20 protein-coding genes and 1 tRNA gene are annotated in these 19,033 nt (G+C 60.3%); 11 read left to right on the forward strand and 10 right to left on the reverse strand.

Annotation, left to right across the window (positions count from 1 at the left end):
• The first annotated feature begins 85 nt into the window (after positions 1 to 85).
• The 5 genes from AXA74_RS13140 to AXA74_RS24185 all read left to right on the forward strand — a co-directional run bounded on the left by AXA74_RS13140 (position 86) and on the right by AXA74_RS24185 (position 5,365).
• Positions 86 to 170: transfer RNA gene (locus AXA74_RS13140), tRNA-Leu, on the forward strand.
• A gap of 134 nt (positions 171 to 304) precedes the next feature.
• Positions 305 to 1,432 (forward strand): site-specific integrase, encoded by a 1,128-nt coding sequence (locus AXA74_RS13145; protein WP_032979503.1) that lies wholly within the window; start codon positions 305 to 307, stop codon positions 1,430 to 1,432.
• Positions 1,433 to 1,493: 61 nt separating this feature from the next.
• Entirely contained in the window at positions 1,494 to 2,120 is a 627-nt protein-coding gene (locus AXA74_RS24390; protein WP_012416083.1) for a hypothetical protein, read from the forward strand.
• 249 nt (positions 2,121 to 2,369) lie between these two features.
• Entirely contained in the window at positions 2,370 to 4,322 is a 1,953-nt protein-coding gene (locus AXA74_RS13155; RefSeq protein ID WP_032979504.1) for an ATP-dependent nuclease, read from the forward strand.
• 272 nt (positions 4,323 to 4,594) lie between these two features.
• Positions 4,595 to 5,365 (forward strand): hypothetical protein, encoded by a 771-nt coding sequence (locus AXA74_RS24185; RefSeq protein ID WP_126623653.1) that lies wholly within the window; start codon positions 4,595 to 4,597, stop codon positions 5,363 to 5,365.
• A 316-nt stretch (positions 5,366 to 5,681) separates the two neighbouring features.
• Here the strand turns inward: AXA74_RS24185 and AXA74_RS13165 are convergent, their stop codons facing one another.
• The gene (locus tag AXA74_RS13165; RefSeq protein ID WP_060833213.1) at positions 5,682 to 6,056 is read right to left on the reverse strand and encodes a metallophosphoesterase family protein; all 375 of its coding nucleotides are present in this window, start codon (positions 6,054 to 6,056) and stop codon (positions 5,682 to 5,684) included.
• Positions 6,008 to 6,214 carry a metallophosphoesterase gene (locus tag AXA74_RS24190; RefSeq protein ID WP_157993221.1) on the reverse strand — a complete coding sequence of 69 codons (207 nt, stop codon included), beginning with the start codon at positions 6,212 to 6,214 and terminating at the stop codon, positions 6,008 to 6,010. The genes AXA74_RS13165 and AXA74_RS24190 overlap by 49 nt, the downstream gene beginning before the upstream one ends.
• A 112-nt stretch (positions 6,215 to 6,326) precedes the next feature.
• Between AXA74_RS24190 and AXA74_RS23930 the strand changes: the two genes are divergently transcribed.
• The 5 genes from AXA74_RS23930 to AXA74_RS24200 all read left to right on the forward strand — a co-directional run bounded on the left by AXA74_RS23930 (position 6,327) and on the right by AXA74_RS24200 (position 9,661).
• Complete coding sequence (locus AXA74_RS23930; protein ID WP_223850483.1) at positions 6,327 to 6,614, forward strand: hypothetical protein; 288 nt, start codon at positions 6,327 to 6,329, stop codon at positions 6,612 to 6,614.
• 651 nt (positions 6,615 to 7,265) lie between these two features.
• On the forward strand, positions 7,266 to 7,499 hold the full coding sequence (locus tag AXA74_RS23935; protein WP_052097482.1) for an antitoxin VbhA family protein: 234 nt from the start codon (positions 7,266 to 7,268) through the stop codon (positions 7,497 to 7,499).
• Between the two features lie 102 nt (positions 7,500 to 7,601).
• Positions 7,602 to 8,504 carry a ParA family protein gene (locus tag AXA74_RS23940; protein ID WP_081093939.1) on the forward strand — a complete coding sequence of 301 codons (903 nt, stop codon included), beginning with the start codon at positions 7,602 to 7,604 and terminating at the stop codon, positions 8,502 to 8,504.
• Positions 8,501 to 8,962, forward strand: coding sequence for a hypothetical protein (locus tag AXA74_RS24195; RefSeq protein ID WP_126623651.1), 462 nt, complete (start codon positions 8,501 to 8,503; stop codon positions 8,960 to 8,962). The genes AXA74_RS23940 and AXA74_RS24195 overlap by 4 nt, the downstream gene beginning before the upstream one ends.
• Positions 8,963 to 8,968: 6 nt before the next feature.
• Positions 8,969 to 9,661: a hypothetical protein gene (locus AXA74_RS24200; protein ID WP_126623650.1), complete on the forward strand. Its 693-nt coding sequence runs from the start codon at positions 8,969 to 8,971 to the stop codon at positions 9,659 to 9,661.
• Between the two features lie 419 nt (positions 9,662 to 10,080).
• On the opposite strand, the gene AXA74_RS13170 is transcribed toward AXA74_RS24200, so the two are convergent.
• A complete protein-coding gene (locus tag AXA74_RS13170; RefSeq protein ID WP_032979507.1) occupies positions 10,081 to 11,304 on the reverse strand; it encodes a glycosyltransferase in 1,224 nt (407 codons plus the stop codon).
• Between the two features lie 65 nt (positions 11,305 to 11,369).
• Between AXA74_RS13170 and AXA74_RS13175 the strand changes: the two genes are divergently transcribed.
• Complete coding sequence (locus AXA74_RS13175; protein WP_032979508.1) at positions 11,370 to 11,984, forward strand: TetR/AcrR family transcriptional regulator; 615 nt, start codon at positions 11,370 to 11,372, stop codon at positions 11,982 to 11,984.
• On the opposite strand, the gene AXA74_RS13180 is transcribed toward AXA74_RS13175, so the two are convergent.
• From AXA74_RS13180 to AXA74_RS13210, 7 genes are all read right to left on the reverse strand, one after another.
• On the reverse strand, positions 11,967 to 13,919 hold the full coding sequence (locus tag AXA74_RS13180) for a sigma-54-dependent Fis family transcriptional regulator (protein WP_032979509.1): 1,953 nt from the start codon (positions 13,917 to 13,919) through the stop codon (positions 11,967 to 11,969). The genes AXA74_RS13175 and AXA74_RS13180 overlap by 18 nt on opposite strands.
• 152 nt (positions 13,920 to 14,071) lie before the next feature.
• Positions 14,072 to 15,646, reverse strand: a complete 1,575-nt coding sequence (locus AXA74_RS13185) for a GMC family oxidoreductase (protein ID WP_032979510.1) — start codon at positions 15,644 to 15,646, stop codon at positions 14,072 to 14,074.
• A 37-nt stretch (positions 15,647 to 15,683) separates the two neighbouring features.
• Complete coding sequence (locus tag AXA74_RS13190) at positions 15,684 to 16,268, reverse strand: twin-arginine translocation signal domain-containing protein (RefSeq protein ID WP_197700140.1); 585 nt, start codon at positions 16,266 to 16,268, stop codon at positions 15,684 to 15,686.
• Positions 16,269 to 16,345: 77 nt separating this feature from the next.
• Positions 16,346 to 17,050: a lipoate--protein ligase family protein gene (locus AXA74_RS13195; protein WP_029578043.1), complete on the reverse strand. Its 705-nt coding sequence runs from the start codon at positions 17,048 to 17,050 to the stop codon at positions 16,346 to 16,348.
• On the reverse strand, positions 17,047 to 17,736 hold the full coding sequence (locus AXA74_RS13200) for a 2-oxo acid dehydrogenase subunit E2 (protein WP_029578042.1): 690 nt from the start codon (positions 17,734 to 17,736) through the stop codon (positions 17,047 to 17,049). Before AXA74_RS13200 ends, AXA74_RS13195 begins: the two co-directional genes overlap by 4 nt.
• Positions 17,737 to 17,740: 4 nt before the next feature.
• A complete protein-coding gene (locus AXA74_RS13205) occupies positions 17,741 to 17,986 on the reverse strand; it encodes a lipoyl domain-containing protein (RefSeq protein WP_032958390.1) in 246 nt (81 codons plus the stop codon).
• 1 nt (position 17,987) lies between these two features.
• Positions 17,988 to 19,013: an alpha-ketoacid dehydrogenase subunit beta gene (locus tag AXA74_RS13210; protein WP_230586898.1), complete on the reverse strand. Its 1,026-nt coding sequence runs from the start codon at positions 19,011 to 19,013 to the stop codon at positions 17,988 to 17,990.
• Positions 19,014 to 19,033: the final 20 nt, after the last annotated feature.

The following is a 19,033-nucleotide window of genomic DNA, read 5'->3' on the forward strand; positions in this document are numbered from 1 at the left end:
CCCGCCTGGCAAACTCGCCCGGATCACGTATAATGGCGGACTTTCTTGCCAGCCTGCCCTGAACCCTCAGGACAGCGCATCCCCCGCCCGGGTGGTGAAATTGGTAGACGCAGGGGACTCAAAATCCCCCGCCGCAAGGCGTGCCGGTTCGATTCCGGCCCCGGGCACCATCTCCAAATCTTCTGCTAATTCAAGCCATTAGAAGATTTCGCAGTACAAGCCCCGCACCGGGGGATTTTCCTAAAATTGTGGTCAGGTACAGTTTCGGTACAGTGATGCGGCGCTAGCCCCATACGGAGTACTCATGGCTACGATTGTTAAGACGTCCTCGGGCACTTGGAAAGCCCTCATTCGCAAGACCGGCTGGCCGGCCACGGCCAAGACGTTCCGCACCAAGCGGGACGCCGAAGACTGGGCGCGTCGTACCGAAGACGAGATGGTACGCGGCGTATACATCCAGCGGGCGCCGGCCGAGCGCATGACCGTCGAAGCGGCGCTGACCCGCTACCTCAAGGAAGTCACGCCCACCAAACGGGCCTCGACCCAAGCCGGCGAACACAAGAAGGCGCAGGTCATCATCCGCCATCTTGGCAAGTACTCGCTGGCCGCCCTGAACGCCGAGATCGTGGCGCAGTTCCGTGACATGCGACTGGCCGGCGACCCGGACAAGAATGGCAAGCTACGGCCTCGTAGTAACAACACGGTACGCTTGGAACTGGCCCTGTTGGGCCACCTGTTCACCGTCGCGATCAAGGAATGGGGCATCGGCCTGCCCTTCAATCCCGTATCCAACATTCGCCGCCCCGCCCCCGGCTCGGGCCGCAACCGGCGATTGACGCACGAAGAACAGACCCGCCTGCTGCAAGCCGTCGATAAGCACTCGAACCCGATGTTCGGATGGATCGTCCGCATTGCCGTCCAGACCGGCATGCGACTGTCGGAGATTGCGACGCTGCGCATACGGCAAGTGGACATCGAGCGGCGCGTCGTTCGACTGGAGCACACCAAGAACTCTTCACCTCGCACCGTCCCACTGACTGCCGAGGCAGCGCGCGTGTTCACCGAGGCACTTGCCAACCCCTTGCGACCTGCCGAAACCGAACTGGTGTTCTTCGGCGAACCCGGCCGGGATGGCATACGACGCCCCTACCTGTTCGACAAGGCATGGACCGATGCCAAGCGAGCAGCGGGCCTTGAAGACTTCCGCTTTCACGACCTGCGACACGAGGCTGTCAGCCGGTTCGTAGAAGCCGGCTTGAGCGATCAGGAGGTGTCGGCCATCAGCGGCCACAAGTCGATGCAGATGCTCAAGCGCTATATGCACCTGCGGGCCGAAGACCTGGTGCAGAAGCTGGACCGCCTCGCGCAGCGAGCGCCGTCCACTTCTAAACAACGTAGTGAGACCGACTCCCAAACAGAGAACAACGCATAATCGCTCCATCGCGTTGCCATAATGAATAACCGATTGTCTTAACCTACGGAGGAAGCTAGTTTTGCATACCGCTATCAAGATCGTCGCCATCAGCAGCCTTGCCCTTACCCTTGCCGCGTGCGGGAGCGCCAAAGACGCCAACAAGAGCAACTTCAGCAAGGCCATACAGGCATACCTGGATACTCAAAAGGGCCTGTGCGCTGCGATTCCTGCAAAGGGCTTGCCGTTCACCCTGGCGAATCAAGACATGCTGGGCGGTCAAAGCAAGAAGCGCGCCGACGCGCTGGTCGATGCCGGGCTGCTGACGAAGCGAGACACCGAAGTCAAAGCCATGTTTGGCAACAAGATGGAGCCGGCCACCGAGTACCAAATCACTGACACCGGCAAGAAATTCCTCGTCGCCAATGGTGCCAACACGATGGCTGGACAAGACGCCTTCTGCACCGGCAAGTACACCGTTGTGGAAGTGAGCAACTTCACTGAACCCAGCGACATGATGGGCGTAAAGCTGTCGCAAGTGAACTACCGCTACAAGGTAGAAGGTGCAGATGACTGGGCCAAATCGGAAAGCATGCGTGCCAATTACAAGAATTTTGCGGAACAGACGCAGGGAGATATACAGGGTAAGGCGGCTGTCATCCTGACCAACGATGGATGGATGCACGAGCGTCTATTCAAGCGTGGATAAACCACCCTGAGTCAGTTCCAAAACAAAAAGGCCTTTCACCTATGAGTGAAGGGCCTTTTCTTTGGTTCTACGCCGATCTACGCGGTGTCGGGGTCGCAGAACGACCCGAAAGAGACTTCACTACTCGTATCTCGTTGCCGCGGCGTCTTCCTCCTCCCTAGAAGCGTTCTCGCTGGTTAAATACAGTGAATGCAAGTTGCCTGCTGAATCAGATAATATATTCAGTAACAACTCTGCGAGGAGGCCGACTTGAAGCTCACGAAAGCGCATATAACGAACTTCCGAAGCGTTCTAGACACAGGCGAATTCACGCTATCTGGTGTGACCTGCTTGGTGGGCAAGAATGAATCAGGGAAAACAACCGTTCTCCAAGCACTCGAACGCATCAATCCGGTCGATGCATCAAAGAAGAAATTCGACAAAGATCTTGAGTATCCGCGTGGCTACTTAGCAGAGTACGAAGCGCGTCATCCATCGGATGAGGCAACAGTCATAACCACGACCTGGACGCTGGATTCGGACGATGTCGCGGCGGTGGAGGCTGAATTAGGTGAGGGTTGCCTTAAATCCCACGAAATCGTCGTCTACAAGAAGTACGGTGAGGACGCCACGAGCTGGACCGTTCCGCTTGACGAACCTCAGATCGTTATCTCTCTCCTTACACGGTTCGGGGTTAAGGCGGCTGAGAAGAAGCAGCTTTCCGTCCCGACGGTTACCGACCTCGTTGCCAAGATCGCGGCACTTGAAGAAGCGTCGGACGAGGCCAAGGCAGCTGCAGCCGAGGTTGAAAAGTTCAGAAAGGGTAGCGCCGTCCTCAAGGCCATTGATGTCCTCTATGTACGAATGCCTGAGTTCCTCTACTTCTCCAGCTATGACCGCATGGACGGTCGTGTCCAGCTTGAGGCACTAGAGACAGCGAGAGCCAATAAGACACTCAATGCTGGGCAGCAAATCTTCCAAGACTTTCTCGACTTTGCCGGGACAAGCGCACAGGAGCTGCAAAGCGCTACTACATTCGAGAAGCTCAAGGCGAAGGTGGAGGCGGCCTCAATATCAATCTCGAAGCAGGTTTTCGCCTACTGGTCTCAAAACAAGAACCTGAAGGTCGAATTTACCCTTGAGGCGGGCAGGAGTGGTGACCCAGCGCCGTTCAATTCCGGCCATGTCATGCATACACGCATTCGAAACAAGTTGCATGACATGACTGTCCCATTCGATGACCGAAGCGCCGGCTTCACCTGGTTCTTCTCGTTCCTAGTTAAATTTTCCCAGGTCCAGAAGCGCCAGGGAAACGTGGTCATCCTTCTTGATGAGCCAGGATTGAATCTCCATGCTAAGGCCCAGAGTGACCTGCTTCGGTATTTCAAGGAGAAGCTGGAGCCCAAGCACCAAGTCATTTACACGACGCATTCCCCGTTCATGGTACCAACAGATAACATCATGTCGGTGAGAACGGTTGAGGATGTTGTCGTTTATCGTCAAGGAGAAGAGCCGGAGGTATTCGGGACCAAGGTTGGTGATGAGGTCCTAAGCACTGACCGCGATACGCTGTTCCCTCTTCAGGGTGCGCTTGGTTATGAATTGAGCCAATCACTGTTCGTCGGCGAACACACCCTGCTCGTGGAAGGGCCTTCGGACGTTTTGTACCTTCAGGCATTCTCCAATGCGCTGAAAGCCCTTGGTCGCGAGCACCTTGACCCACGGTGGACGCTTTGCCCCGCTGGTGGAGTAGATAAGGTCTGGGCCTTTGTTTCACTGTTCGGCGGCAACAAGCTGCACGTCGCAGCACTCATCGACTACGCGAACGGACAGAAGAACAACGTTGAGAAGTTGCGCAAGAGCCAGCTGCTGCGCGACGGGCACGTACTCCTGGCAACTGATTTCTGCAACCAAGCCGAGGCCGACACCGAAGACTTGCTGGGCGAGGAGCTCTTCTTGGAGCTCGTAAATAGTGCGTATTCGTTGCCCGAGGCGCAGAAACTGGTAGCTGGCTCGTTACCAGCTGGCCCAGGTGCGAACCTGCGGGTCGTGCCCAAAGTCGAAGCTGCTATGAGGCTGGTGCCGCTCGCTCAAGAGTTTGACCACTTCCAGCAAGCATCGTGGTTGATTCAGAACCCGAACGTGCTGGATGCCAAGCGGCACGCCATGGCCTTTGACACCTTCAACCATTTGTTCGTTGCTCTCAACAAATTGTTGACGTGAGAGGACGATAAGCCGGTTGGCGGTTAGGTCGGTTGAGAACCGCAGACCTGTCGCCCTCAACTTTCGCTTCTGGCCGCGAGCCGACCTTGTCGAAAGACCGAGGACGGCCCATCGCCGACATTCACCAGATGTATTTCCACAGGCCACCGAATCCGATTGAGAACCGGCTTGTTGACCTAGCCGGCGCACACTAAGATCCAGCCGTATCACAGCGCGGCGCGCCATGGGCGGTGCGTTGTAGGTAAGGTCGGATTAATTAAAGGGTAACAATCATGTCAACCATTTCGATCGCGGAAGCTATCCTAGAGCATTGGGGGGCAACGGTTGAATCAATACCGACTTCGCAGAAGGAGGAGTCGGACTGGCTAGCAGTTCTAGATGGATTCCGCCTTTTGATCGAAGAGAAGACGAAGCTGGAGAATCCAGAGAGCGCGGCAGCTCGGATGGCATCAATACAGAGCGGTCAAGTTTACGGTTCGACTACTCCTCTAAGCCCCAACAATCGCGTCTCAGGAATCATCGGAAAAGCCGCAAAGCAGTTGAGATCCACAGGCGCAGATGTACAGCACGACGCTCGCGTCATTTGGTTCACATCGGTTGGGTTTGACCGGGAGACTAAGGACCATCAGGCTTACAGCACGCTATACGGAGCAACAAAGACATTCGACGTAGACCGGAGATCTTCGCTTCAGGATTGCTTCTTCTTTTACAACAGCGAGTTCTTCCGGCATCAGGACATTGATGGTGCTTATCTGGTGGTAGCAGACCAAGACACTGCCACGGTTCGCCTCTGCCTCAACCCTTTCTCAACTCGCTGGACGAGTCTGCGTGATAGCCCGTTTGCTAAAAGGTTAGTCACGGGCCTCGTTGATCCCGTCGCTCAGGAGGCTGCGGCCGAGGCGATGCTCGTAGATGGTCCTGTAGATCGCCGAGACAGTGGGGCTGTGTTGAGTTACTTGCGCGCTAAATACGGCATCCAAAAGCTGATGAATATGGATATGAACATGGCGTCGGCTGTGGTTGCGGTACCACATGAGCATTAGCAATTCACTCGGGCCGACGCTGCTTCGCGGCGAGGCTTAGTTGAGGCGCGACCCGTGTCCGCTCCTGGCCGAATTCGGCTGTATGTCTTTATCAGAGAATCATCCCCGCCTACGCAGTGACCGAATGACGCGCACGATCATTAGGTCCTCGCGCTGGCTGCTACTGCGCAATCTCAAGAAAACGTCACGCGAGAAACCTTCCCCGGAAATCGGCGATGAACCTCTTCTTTTTTGCCCTATCTAATCACTTCTCTCATCTGCCCGTTTGGCGGGCCTTTAAGGGCTGCGCCATGTATTCAGAGGCAGGAGAATGGAATTAGCGCGGCCACGACTTAAGCGTATGCAAGTCCAGCAACGTAAACCTCCCCGCATCCTGCCATCCACCTGTATCGATGTAGTAAACGTTGCCAAGCTGTGCAGGCTGACGCAGCGTCATATGTCCATGGACCACCGCACGTACATTGCGGACAGGCTGGGAATACTGCATTCGATAGCGATCTACGGACCATAGGCAGGCGTCCTCATCCTCCGGGCTGAAAGTAGCGCCATGAATGGCCTGCCAATCGTCATAGGGGAAGTCGGCGTGAACCATACCCACTACACCACTCGGCGTTTCCACCTCGATAGCCAGCGGCAAGGCACTCAAGCAGGCCGCAATGCGTTCACGAACCTCACCAGCACAGGCATCCAACCATCCGCCGCCGTGGACGCGATGATCGACGTCCGGAATCGGATTGCACGTCGCCACGTCATCAGGTCGTGGTTCCCACAGATCGCGTGAAACCACGGGCGCTCCAACCATTTCAGAACATCGGCTGACTCAGGACCTCGGTCCACAAGGTCCCCCACGGAAAACAATCGTCCTTTTCTGGCGAGAACTTTACGGCAGCCAGCGCGGCCTCAAGCCGACCAAACAACGGACAACCTCATCAGTTCGTTTGTGCGAATCTTTGTTCTTGCCTTGATCATCTTCTTCGCGCAGGAAAAAAATGGTTTAAGCGCGAGACGGGCTGGTGGCATCGCCTTTGACGCTGTGAGATTCAGGAGCATGGCGCAGGGTATTGGCAACGTGGTGAATCCTAAGACGACTCGCCGCGATATGCAGTCGGGCATGATGGTTACTGCTGGCCGAACCAACCACATGATTGCAGGCAACACCATGTGGAATCCAGCCTATCGGCAACACGTCTTGCATAATATGGGCAAGAACTGGGGACCGGCAACGGGCGGCTCCGTCAACGGCAAGTGATGTGCATGTTGCGTCCGCATCGGCCTCGCCATCAGCGAGGCCTTTTCATTTATGGCCGCACATATCTCCGCGCTACGCTTGGGCAACCCCTTCGGTTGCATCCCGCGTCCGTTCTTGCCGGACTGGCCGCGGGGGCAGGCCCAGCGGCTTCGCCTTGTTCCTCCCCCCGGCCGACAGGCTGCATAGCTTCCAGAGGCATCAAGGGTAAAGGCTTCGCCCGGAATCCTCACCCGTTCCCTGCGCTGCGCTTCGGGCTGCGGCTTCCGGTCCCGCCCTTGACGCCTCTTCCTGCCAAACGGCGTCAGTAGCGGTGCTGTCAAGCGGATGACGGGTCAAGGGGTTGGTGCGGCCCGCAGCCCACAGGGCGAGGACACGGCCCCTTGACGCGGCAGGAGCGCCCCAACGCTATGCCCGGGGGCAGGAGTTCCGGGCCAAAGGCCCGCAACCCCTGCTCCCGAGGCTCCCGCCGGCGAGGGTGGAGAGTCCAGAGAGGCAAAGCCTCTTTGGAAACTACGGCTAATACGCAGCCGATATTGGCGTCCATAGCAGGTAAAACAAGACACTCAGCGCACCACCTCTGTGGCTACGTGTACCTAAACCAAATTACCCATACTTCTTGTAAGATCGAGTTACCTACGGCAAGGAGACACCATGGCTGGCAAGGGTAAATGCAGGCAACAGCCCCGCAAAACCATATCGGATACCGAACGCAGCCGCCGGCAATCGGCGGTTAACTATGCGCGGGCCTCCGTCGGTCTAGAAGGTTTCTCGCTCAGTGAAGCAGATGAGGCCCACGCTCAGCGTTTCGTCGATGGTCAGATAAGCCTGCAAGAGTTTGTGCAGCCGCGCGCTGACGCATTAGCACTCCCAAAGTCTTCGTCATGACGAAGAAATTAAGGATTTGGGGACTAGTGCAGGATAGGCTGTCGCCGGTTTTTGTCTTACCGCTATTAATAACCAATAATTTTCTTTTTTTTAATACCATTCATGCGCACAGGAGAGAACATTGGCAACAAAACAAAAAACAAGGCATGTCCAGTGGTTGCGGTTTTAAACATGAAGGGAGGCGTTGGAAAAACCACAATCTCTTCCCATGTTTTCCGTCATCTTTATTCTCACTTAAAGAAGCGCGTATTGTTGATAGACTTTGACCCGCAGTTCAATCTCACACAAGCAGTAATCGCACAGACGAGATATGAAGCGCTCAAAGCCGCAGGAACTACAATCTTCAGTGTGTTAGAAGACAATAATTCACCATCCATATTCAAAATCAGCAATAACCTTGGCCCATCACCTCCGCTGGATCAAGTGGCGGTCAAGCTGCGCGGATTCTCCAATACCACCCCAGAAATAAATCTGATGCTTATTCCTGGAGATTTTGACTTAGTTAAATATTCAATGATTGGCGACGGAAAAATTTTGGAGCCGGTTAAAAAGAGATTCCTTTCATTTATTGAAAAAACCCGTCTTGAACGAGATTTAATTTGTATAGACTGCAACCCGAGCAGTTCTTTCATGACCATATGCGCTCTCCAAGCTGCTACGCACGTACTGGTTCCTGTACGACCTGATCGGTATTCAATGCTAGGTCTAAAAATGCTCAGCCGTTTTATTTCCGATCTGCCGCAGATTGCAAAAAAACCTGAATTAATCGTGTTGCTTAATGGCGTCAAATCATCGGACTATGATCCCACTGTCGAAAACGCGCTGCGCAGCGATCCAGATTTCGGTCCTATAACGCTAGCCAACAGCCTGAATATTTCAAAAGTTCTAGAGGCCACTGCAAGCTACACGGGCTTCGCCACTGATAGAAAAGGACAGGGCTGGCGAGTGACGCCACGCATAACGGCAATTGTTAATGAACTTGGCGCAGCACTGGGATTGAAATGAAAAATTCTTACATCAATATATGCCGTCTTATTGCCTCATCGGGCTACTCAACAAATGAAATCTTTGAGTTCTTAGATGAACTTATTATCAAAGATCCTAGCGCAGCGATGAAGGATATTCACTCAATAAGAAAGACACTTCAAAATTTAGAACTAAGAAATTTTTACGACATACCTAGAAGTCAATTTCACTCTGCTCACAGCGACACAATAACCAAAATCGAGCATCTTCTTATTGATGAAGCTGGCATACCAAAATTTGTCGCTATCCAACTAATTACTGAGGAAATAAAACTAAGACATCCAAATATTGATATTCCACCTGAATCCAGAAAAGGATTTCGATATTGGATCCAAAGGCTAACCTCATATATACCTGAAAAAGAGCTACTTCACATTGCAATGAACATACGAAATCGCTCCGTTCATGATTCACCATCCGATTGGCGGCTGAAATAGATTGCTATGCACCAAGAACAAACCAGAGATCTTCGCACGGCAACAAATGATTTTTCCGTGGCGCATGGCGCACGCATATCGAGCGCTATTGAAGAAAATTCAACACTATTAGTTAGCTGGTTATCTTATTTGAATGCCTTCCATCGGACACAAGTCGCCGATTCTTTGCTCGATGCCGTTAGCTCATCAATCAGGGAAGTTGCAGGAGTCGCATCACTGGGGTTAGGAAGACACGCTCTATTTTCTCTTCGAAGCCAAATAGACCTACTACTGGCGTGGCTTTATTTTAAGGATCATGCTATTGAATGGCAGCATGTGAACCAAACTGCAGATGGATTTAAACTTAAAAAAGATATATTGCAATACCTGGAACAACATGTTCCGAGGTTCTCTCACCGCATGGGAATTTTACGGGAAATTGCCTCACGCAAGGAAAGTGACCCGTACAAATTCCTTTCTGCACACGTACACTCACAAAGCGACCCAGTATTGCCGGTCATAAAAAACTTAAAAGACCTTGTTTATCCGGAGAGGGTATGCGCGGAATCCGCATTAGTCGCATATGAGGTCGCAGAGTATATTAATGACATTCTTCTATCTTTTTACCTTTCAAGTTGGGCTTCATTTCCATCCAACATTAAATCCGCATTGAACCTTAGATTCCAATCCCCGGCTCAAAGAGAATCTTTTTTTTCCTAGATTTAGCCATAAAAACCGATGAAGCCCAATATTCATAGACCTCTACAGCATACTTCATCGATCTGTACTGTACCGAAATTTCGGTACAGTACAGGTACAGCGACCAGTTTTCATCATTTCGGTTAAAATACGCTAACCTACTGATTTAAAACTGGTTTTACTATTTCAACCTACGCTAGAATTCGCGCCATTTCCCTGTAGAAACACTGTAAATTACCGACTCAAAATCCCCCCACCACAAATCGTGCCGTTTCGCCTCCAGCCACGAGCACTCTCCGCAAAACTCAGGCATTCCGCAGCGCCCATGGGCGCGCGATTCCGTCTTGCTTGCCCCCCGCCGTTTTTCATCCCGCCCTTCCCGGCACAAATACCGCAGGCGGTAGATCCCTCTCCCAGCAATACCGCTTCAACGACGCGATTCATCTCGCTGCACACGCAGCAAGCCACTTCTCCATCCGCTCCACCGCCACCGCCAAGCCGTTTTCCCGGGCCATGGCCTGGCCCAGCTGGGCCGCGCGGGCGTTGACCGCGGGCTGTTCCACGAAGGCGATTGCCTGGGCCAGGGCCTTGGCGTGCAGGCGTTGGGGGGAGACGGCGGGCGCGGCGACGCCCAGCCGGTGCAGGCGATCGGCCCAGAAGGCCTGGTCTCCGGCGAAGGGCAGGATGATGGAGGGCCGGCCGGCGCTTGCGGCGGTGTGCGAGGTGCCGGAGCCGCCGTGATGGATGATGGCGGCCATTTTGGGGAATAGCCAGTCGTGGGGGGTGGCGTCGATGCGCAGGATGTTGGGCGGCAGTGTCATCGTGCCCATGTCGCTCCATCCGGGCCAGACGACGGCGCGGCGGCCGTCCAGGGCTTGGATGACGGTCTGGAGCATGCGCGGCAGGTCGATGCCGGTCATGCTGCCAAAACCCACGTAGATGGGCGCAGGGCCCGCGTCGAGAAACTGTGTCAGTTCGGCCGGGGGGATGAAGCCGCTGTCCGGCGGCGGGGTCCATTGGCCGCAGAGGACGGCGTTGTCGGGCCAGTCCCGGGGCGTCGGCAGGAGGGTGGGCGAGATGCCGTAGAGCATGGGGTGGGTGGTCCAGAGCTTGTCCCTGGGCGGCAGGCCGAGCACGTCGGCCCTGGCGCGATTGAGGGCTTTGCGCAGGCCGAGCCAGAGGAGTTGGTTCGTGAGCCGCAGGCTGGCCCGGTTGAGCGGGGCGGGGACCCGGGCCGGGGCAAGAAAGGGCGAGGGGAATTCGTTGGAGGGCGTGAGGGGGATCATGCCGGCGCCGATGGCCGGGATCGCGAGGCGTTCGGCCACGGATAGTCCCACGAAGCCGGCCAGCCCTGATACGAGGATTGCGTCGCAACCCTGGGCGGTTTCCAGGGCCTGGGCCATCCATGCCGCGCTCTGTGCATTGGTCAGTTCCACGAGCGCCTTGGCGGTGCCGCGCGCGCCTGATTGGCCCCAGCGGGTGAAGAGTGTCCGGATATCCCCGGACAGGGGCCGGACGGGAACCGACAGCCGGCGCGCCGATCCCAGGGAGCGGGCTTCGCCCAGGAGGATGGTTTCATGGCCGGCCTGGATCAAGGCGTGGCTCAGCGCGATCAGCGGGCGGGTATCCCCTTCGGTGCCGTATGTCAGGACGACGATTTTCATGGGTGTCCGAGACAAAAGTAAACGTCGTATACTTTAGCACGCCATTCGCTATTCCCATACCGAGCATGCCCCGCCAGTTTTCCCGACCCGACCGCCGCGCGGATCTCCCCGCCCATATCCTGCGGGTGGCCCAGCGTCTTTTTCAGTCACAGGGCTATGCCGCGGTGACGATGGAAGAGATCGCCGGCCAGGCCGCTGTCTCCAAACGCACGCTGTACAAGTACTTCCCGGCCAAGGAAGCGCTGTTGGAGCGGGTGCTGGAGGAGGCGTTGGCAAGCGACCTCGCACAACAGGATTTCCGGCTTGATGGCCAAGCCGGTTTCCAGGAGGGCGTGCGGCATTTGCTGCACGGTTCCGCGCAGTGGTGCGAGCAGCACAGCGACTACTTGCTGCCCTATATCCGGCACAAGTTCGCCACTTTCGATCCAGGCGCCGCGGCCGGGCAGGACCAGGGGCTGCTGCCCGTCTGGCGCGGGTTGATCGCCGCCGCGCAGCAGGGCGGAGAGCTTCGCCCCGACCGCCCCGCCGAGCAGCTGGCAAGCTATTTGCATTACCTCTATCTGGGCGCCCTGATGCGCTGGCTCACCGAGCCCGGCCTGGACCTGCGCCAGGAGTTCGATATGGTGCTGGCCCTGTTCATCGATGGCGCGGGGCGCTCCCCCCTATTGCGGGCGGGATGAGGGCGCGATGCCCAGTTTTTCCATGCGCCGGTAGACTGTGGCGCGCGCCAGGCCAAGTTCCTTGGCCACGGAGGGCACGTGCCATCGGTGCCGGTGCAGCAGCGCCAGCAATGGCCCGGCCTCGCCGCTGGCTTCGCCGGCAGGCGGTGCCTCGGCGGCGCCCCGCGGCGCCGGGGCGCCGCCGCCGGCGACGTGCTCGAACAGCTCGGGCGGCAACGTCTCCAGGGTCAGGTTTCCATCGTCGCTCATCGCCAAGGCGAAACGCAGCATGTTGCGCAACTGGCGCACATTGCCGGGCCACGCATAGCCCAGCAGCGCCTGGCGCGCCGCGCCGTCGAAGCATGGCGTCACGCCCAGTTCGCGCGCTTCCTGGCCGGCGATCAGGTCGAGCAGGTAGTCGCGGTCTTCGCGGTCACGCAAGGCGGGCAGATGCAGCGTGGCGCCGCTGAGGCGGTAATACAGGTCTTCGCGGAAGGTGCCCTGCGCAATCAGCTGGCGCAGGTCCCGATGCGAAGCCGCCACCACCCGCAAATCGACCGGCGTGGGCCGTTGCGCGCCCAGCGGCACCACTTCGCATTCGGAGAGCACGCGCAGCAGCCTGCTTTGCAGGTGTATGGGCATGTCGCCGATCTCGTCCAGGAACAGCGTGCCGCCGTCGGCCTGCAGGATCAGCCCGCGCTGGCCCTTGGCGCGCGCGCCCGTGAATGTGCCGGCCACGTAGCCGAAGAGCTCGCTTTCGATCAGCGTCTCGGGGATGGCCGCGCAGTTGACGGCCACGAACGGCCGCTCGCGCCGCGGGCCCGCCACGTGGATCGCCTTGGCCAGCATTTCCTTGCCCGTGCCTGTCTCGCCGTGCACGATGATATTGACCGGCTTGCTGGCCAGCCGCTGGGCCTGGCCGATCAGGCGCTGCATGGCCGGGTCGTGCCCAGCCAGCACCCGCAGCGCCTCGTGCGGCGGGGCCGGCAGCTCGGCCGGCGCGCGCGCCGCGGGTCTGCGCACGCGCGGCGCGATGGCATTGACGAAATAGGTCTGGCCGCTGTGCGTGCGCAGTGTCGAGCGCTCGGCGGACGGCGGCATGTGCACCGCTTGCAGGATCTCGTCCAGCGCGGCGTCGAAAATGGCGGTCAGGGGCTGTCCGGTGCACGCGCTCCCGTCGCCGCCGGGCGCCAGCGTGCAGCGGGCATTGCGGTTCATGCCCGCCACCACGCCGTCGGCATCGAAAGCCAGCAGGATATCGTTGGGGATATCGACCAGCGACCCGGCCAGGCCCAGGCGCAGTATCCAGTAGCCGCCGAAGTAGCTCAGGAAATTGGAGTTCTCGATCATCTGCGCATACATGGCGGTGATCTGCAAGGCCAGGTGCTGGCTTTCCCGGGGGCCGCCGGCCTTGAGCGATGAGACGTCCAGCACCCCCATGAACCCGCCGGTGGGATCGAAGAGCGGCGCGCTGTTGCAGGTCAGGGCGATGTGCGATGCATCGAAGTGGTCGGTGCGGTGGCAGGTGACGGCCGCCTGCTCGACGATACAGGTGCCCACGCCGCAGGTGCCGGCGCGCAGTTCGCTCCAGTCGGCGCCCAGGTATAGCCCGGCGCGCTTGAGGTCGTTGTGCATGGCATCGTTGCCGATGAAATCCACCGCCACGCCATCGGCGTCGGTCAGCAGCAGCACGTATCCCAGCGAGGACACGCGCTTGTACAGCTGCTCCATGCCGATGCGGGCCACTCCGAGGAAGCCCTCGATCTGGTCCTGGTGCTCGCGCAGCTCGTGCGCTTCGAGAATGCGCGGCGGTTCCGGATGGGCGGGGTCCATGCCGTAGTCGTGCACGCAACGCAGCCAAGAGCGCTCGATCTCGTTGGCCGCGACGGCCTGCCCGCCGGCACTGGCGAGCGTGATGATGCGTTCGATGTGTTCGCGCTGTTCGCTTCGCAGCATGCTTGTCTCCCAGGCCGCGCGCCGCTTCCCGAACCGGGCCCGCTCTTGCGCGGCGGGCCTCTTGTCGTACCGGGCCGATGATACACCAGGCGACCGCGGGCGACGCCGGCGGCGGCGCGTGGCCGCCATCCGTCCCCGCGCCGGCCCGCGCGTCAGATTTCCCGGCGCTGCATCGCGTCGGCAATGTACTTGGCTTGCCGGATGGCCAGCGCGACGATGGTCAAGGTGGGGTTGGCGGCCGAGCTGGACGTGAACTGGCTGCCATCCGACACGAACAGGTTCTTGATGTCGTGTGCCTGGCCCCATTTGTTCACCACGCCGTCGGACGCCTTGGCGCTCATGCGGTTGGTGCCCATGTTGTGGCTGGCCGGATAGGCCGGCATGTCGATCACCCGGGTGGCGCCCACCGCTTCGGACAGCGCCCGGAACTGCTTGAGGCCGTGCGCGGCGATTGCCTTGTCATTGTCGTGATAGGTCTTGGTCACGATGGGCACAGGCAATCCGTACTGGTCTTTTTCGGTGGGATGCAGCGTGATGCTGTTCTCCTCGCGGGCCAGGTCTTCGCCGCACACCCAGATGGCGGTCATGCGGTCGTAGTGGTCCAGCGCCGATGTCAGGTCGCGCCCCCAGCCGCCCGGCTTGATGAAGGCCGCCGTGTAGGGAAAGCCCAGCGCCAATCCTTCGAGGTAATAGCCGCCGGCAAACCCGCGTTGGGTGTTGAGCGCCGCCTCGTCGGCCACCACCGCGCCGATGTCAAAGCCGCGGTTCATATAGACCGGCCCCTTGTGGATCGCGATGGCGGCGGCCGTGGCGTGGTTCATGTAGTTGCGCCCGACCTGGCCCGAACTGTTGGCCAGGCCCTGCGGGAACAGGCTCGATGCCGAGTTCAGCAGCAGGCGCGGCGACTCGATGGAGTTGCCCGCCACACAGACGATGCGGGCGCGCTGCAGCTGCTGCTTGCCGCTGCCGTCCACGTACAGCACCCCGGAGGCCTTGCCGTCCTTGTCGTGCTCGATCTTCAGCACCATGCATTCGGGCCGCAGCTCCGCGTTGCCGGTGGCCAGCGCCTTGGGCACCTCGGTATAGAGCGTCGACCATTTCGCGCCGATTTTGCAGCCCTGCATGCAGAAGCCGATCTGCATGCACGCCGGCCGTCCGTCGTAGGGCGCGGAGTTGGTGGCGGCCGGCCGCACAATGTTCTTGTAGCCGATGCGCCGCGCGCCTTCGGCCACCACCTTGGCGTGGTTGTTGTAGGGCAGCGGCGGCTGGCCGCTGGCCGCCGTCCCGGCCACCCCGATCTTCTTCTCAGCCAGGTCGTAGAAGGGCGCGAGCTCGGCCAGCGTGATGGGCCAGTCCAGCACATTCGCGCCATCGATGGCGCCATAGGTGGTGCGCGTATGGAACTCGTGTTCCTGGAAGCGCAGCGCCACGCCCGACCAGTGCACAGTCGAGCCGCCGACCGCCTTGACGATCCAGGCGGGCAGGTTGGGATAGGTCTTGGTGTGGTGCCAGCCGCCCGCCGAAATGCGCTTGTCCAGCCAGGAGATCTTCTTGAACATGGCCCACTCGTCATTGACGAAGTCGGCCTGGGTGAAGTGCTTTCCGGCTTCCAGTATGACGACTTTCACGCCGCGCTGGGCCAGCTCGTTGCCCAGGGTGGCGCCTCCCGCCCCGGATCCGATGATGACCACGACGTTGCCGTCGTCATGCGCGAATTTGGTATCCATATCTGCCTTCCTCCTGTCGTATTGCCTGGCCGGTGGCTCAGAGCCAGTCGATATCGTCAAAGCCACGGGTCAGGTAGCCGCCCTTCTGCCAGGACGATCCCTCATACCCGAAGAAAGGCCAGATATCCTTGTTGTCGTACAGGCTGGTGACCAGGTCGCCGCGGACCTTCTGGAAGAACGGCGTGTCCTGGATCTCCACCAGCAGCGCGACGCGGTCCATTTCCGACGGGACGGCCGCGTACGCCGACTTGAAGCGCTGGCGCGCCTGCCGGTCCAGGCCGTCGATGCCCTCGCGGATGAGCGCCTTCAGCGCGGCGTCCTGGCCCGCCTGGGCCTCGTAGGGACGAATCGCCGCGGCGTAGTACTTGTCGCTCAATTTGTCGTGCGGAAAGACGTCGCGCGCGACCTGCAGCAAAGTGGCCGCGGTATCGGGCCCCAGCTGCGCGAAATCAGCCGTCAGCGCCGCGCGGGCCGACTGGGCCAGCACCTCGGACGCGCCCAGGCTGGCCACCAGCGCCGCGCCGGACCCCACCAGGAAGTTGCGGCGGCTGACCGGCACGCGCACCACGCGCATCCCGACGGCCGGGCCACGGTTGCCCCGCGGGACGTTCTCGTTGTCCATGTCTGTCTCCTCGATTGATTGATCCGTTTCCGGATGAGGGTTTTTCTTGCCGGCACGGGCCGCATGCCGGCGAACGTTCAAAGCGGCCCCAGCAGGTCGAGCAATGCCAGCGACAGGCGCTCGGCCAGGACTTCCATCAACACGGGCGCTCCCAACTGCTCTTCGCACGACGTCGTCAGGCGCGCCAGCCGCCGCGCGTCTTCGGCGGGCTGCCCCAGCGCGTCGCACAGCACTTGCCACGCTGGCGCGGACACCAGCGTGCCCGACGCCAGCAGCACGCCCTGTTTGCGCCTGACCTGGGCCAGGCCGACGATCTTGCGGCCGCCCACGGCCACCTCCCAGGGTGACAACCCGCCGAAGCAGGCCCACGGCACGTCGCCGGTGGCATCATGGCGGCGCACCGCCTCGGGCGACAGCGCATGGGCGTCTATGCCCAGGTCGCGCAGCAGCCCTGCATGCAACACGCCCAGCCAACGATAGCTGGCCACCACGCCGGTGCCCAGCAGGGGGTGGTCGGGCGGCAGCAGGATGGAGGCGCTGAGCATCCACGGGCCCGTCAGCACCGCCCCGCCGCCGGCGCCGCGCACCACCAGGTCGTCGGCGCCCGGCAGCCGGCCGCCCTGGGCCAGGGCATACTGCCTGCGCCCCAACACCACCCCTGGCCCGGCGTAGCGCCACAACTGCAGGGAGGGACGCGCGACAGGGCGGGCCAGGCACGCCTCGTTCCAGGCCTGTTCCTGTACGCAGCTCGTCACCTGGCAAGCGGACAGGACGGCGCTCATCGCAGCCCCTCCAGTGTTTCCAGGCGCTGCTTCAGCGCCGAGAGGAAACACGCGGCGGGATAGCCGTCGACGGCGCGGTGATCGAACACCAGGTGCAAGCCCATCATGGGCGCCATGCCCAGCAAGCCGTCCTCGCCGGCCACGGGCAGGTGGCGCACCCGGGTCACCCCCAGGATGGCGACCTGCGGCGCGTTGATGATGGGCGTGAAGCTGTCGATCGCCGTCATACCCAGGTTGCTGACCGTGAACGTACCGCGCTGATAGCTGCCGGCCGTCAGCGCGCCGGCGCGTGCGCCCTCGGCCAGGTGACGTGCCTGCTCGGCCAGCTGCGCCACCGACAGGCGGTCGGCCTGGCGGATCACCGGCACCATCAGCCCGTCGTCCAGGCTGACGGCCAGGCCGAGGTTGATGTCGGCCTGCAGCGCCACCGCATTGCCCTGCACGAGGGCATTCATGCGCGGGTGCTCGCGCAGGGTCAGCGCCAGGGCCTTCAGCAGGTAGGGCGTGACCGACCACTTCCGTCCGGCGGCCGCCTCGTCGCGGCGATGCTCCTGCAACAGCGTGACATCGGCGGTGGCATGGTGGGCCACCCGCGGAATCTCCCAGCCCGCCGTCATGCCGCGCGCGATGGCGCCGCGCATGCCCGACAGCGGAATGACGCCGGCCTGCGGCTCGGGGCTGCTCATGGCGCTACTCCGAGATCCGGGCCAGCACAGCGTCGCGGCCGAAGTTCGCTTCGGCGGCCACGTCCAGGCTGGCCACGACGCCCGCCACGGGCGCCACGATGTCGTGCGTGGTCTTGACCAGTTCGGCCACTCCCAGCACCTGTCCGGCCTCGACCCGGTCGCCCGCCCGCACTCGCCATTCCTGCAGCAGGGCTTCAGTCCCTTCTTCGGTGTCGGCCCAGGCGGCATCATCCAGATAAACATCGGCCATATCAGTTCTCCGTCGTGGTGAGGGCGGGGTGCGTGGCTCCGAACACCAGCGCGCGCGCCGCCCGCGCGATCGCATCGACCTGCGGAATGGCAAACTGCTCGAGGGGCCGGCTGAAGGGAATGGGCACGTCAGGCACCGCCAGCCTGCGCACGGGCGCCTTCAGGGACACGATGTCCAGGCTCTCGGCCACGATGGCGGCGATCTCGCCGGACAGGCCGAAGCTCAGATAATCTTCGTCGACGATCAGCAACCGGCCCGTCTTGGCCACCGAGCGCAGCACGGCCTGTTTGTCCAGCGGCACAAGGGTGCGCAGGTCGACGATCTCGGCGCTGATCCCGTGGGCCTGCAGCTGCTCCGCAGCCACCAGCGACTTCTGCACCATCTGGCTCAGGGTCACGATCGTCAGGTCGGCGCCTTCACGCACCACGGCGGCCTCGCCGAACGGCAGCGTGTATGCTTCGGCGGGCACATGCGTGGTGCTGCCCTCGAAGTAGGACATCCAGGTCAGGCCCATGATGCCCTTGTGATACAAGAACACCACCGGGTTGTCGTCGCGGATGGCCTGGATCATCAAACCCTTGGCGTCGTAAGCATTGGACGGCACCACCACCTTCAGCCCCGGGACGTGGGCGAAGATGGAGTACAGGCATTGCGAGTGCTGTGCCGCGTCGTTGTACCCGCCGCCGATGCCGGTCGTGATCACCAGCGGCACTTTCACCGCACCGCCCGACATATAGGTGTTCTTGGCGATGTGGTTGTAGATCTGGTCGAAACACACGCCGAAGAAATCGACAAACATCAGTTCCGAAATGGGCCGCAGGCCTTCGGCCGCCGCGCCCAGCGCCGCGCCCATGAACGCCGTTTCCGAAATGGGCGTGTCCATGACGCGGTCCTTGCCGAACCGGTCGAGCAGGCCCGTCGTCGCGCTGAAGATGCCGCCGTATTTGCCGATGTCCTCGCCCATGACAAAAACCCGCTCGTCGCGCTCCATCTCCTGGCCGATCGCCTCCGATATGGCCTGCGCCATGGTGAGTCTGCGGGCTGTTC

The organism is Bordetella hinzii LMG 13501 (assembly GCF_001548475.1).
GTDB lineage: Bacteria > Pseudomonadota > Gammaproteobacteria > Burkholderiales > Burkholderiaceae_B > Bordetella > Bordetella hinzii.

Excerpts from the sequence above, each read along its gene's own strand:
- AXA74_RS13145 (WP_032979503.1), top strand. The coding sequence starts at position 305 with ATGGCTACGATTGTTAAGACGTCCTCGGGCACTTGGAAAGCCCTCATT.
- AXA74_RS24185 (WP_126623653.1), top strand. The coding sequence starts at position 4,595 with ATGTCAACCATTTCGATCGCGGAAGCTATCCTAGAGCATTGGGGGGCA.
- AXA74_RS23935 (WP_052097482.1), top strand. The coding sequence starts at position 7,266 with ATGGCTGGCAAGGGTAAATGCAGGCAACAGCCCCGCAAAACCATATCG.
- AXA74_RS23940 (WP_081093939.1), top strand. The coding sequence starts at position 7,602 with ATGCGCACAGGAGAGAACATTGGCAACAAAACAAAAAACAAGGCATGT.
- AXA74_RS24195 (WP_126623651.1), top strand. The coding sequence starts at position 8,501 with ATGAAAAATTCTTACATCAATATATGCCGTCTTATTGCCTCATCGGGC.
- AXA74_RS24200 (WP_126623650.1), top strand. The coding sequence starts at position 8,969 with ATGCACCAAGAACAAACCAGAGATCTTCGCACGGCAACAAATGATTTT.
- AXA74_RS13170 (WP_032979507.1), bottom strand. The coding sequence starts at position 11,304 with ATGAAAATCGTCGTCCTGACATACGGCACCGAAGGGGATACCCGCCCG.
- AXA74_RS13175 (WP_032979508.1), top strand. The coding sequence starts at position 11,370 with ATGCCCCGCCAGTTTTCCCGACCCGACCGCCGCGCGGATCTCCCCGCC.
- AXA74_RS13180 (WP_032979509.1), bottom strand. The coding sequence starts at position 13,919 with ATGCTGCGAAGCGAACAGCGCGAACACATCGAACGCATCATCACGCTC.
- AXA74_RS13185 (WP_032979510.1), bottom strand. The coding sequence starts at position 15,646 with ATGGATACCAAATTCGCGCATGACGACGGCAACGTCGTGGTCATCATC.
- AXA74_RS13190 (WP_197700140.1), bottom strand. The coding sequence starts at position 16,268 with ATGGACAACGAGAACGTCCCGCGGGGCAACCGTGGCCCGGCCGTCGGG.
- AXA74_RS13195 (WP_029578043.1), bottom strand. The coding sequence starts at position 17,050 with ATGAGCGCCGTCCTGTCCGCTTGCCAGGTGACGAGCTGCGTACAGGAA.
- AXA74_RS13200 (WP_029578042.1), bottom strand. The coding sequence starts at position 17,736 with ATGAGCAGCCCCGAGCCGCAGGCCGGCGTCATTCCGCTGTCGGGCATG.
- AXA74_RS13205 (WP_032958390.1), bottom strand. The coding sequence starts at position 17,986 with ATGGCCGATGTTTATCTGGATGATGCCGCCTGGGCCGACACCGAAGAA.
- AXA74_RS13210 (WP_230586898.1), bottom strand. The coding sequence starts at position 19,013 with ATGGCGCAGGCCATATCGGAGGCGATCGGCCAGGAGATGGAGCGCGAC.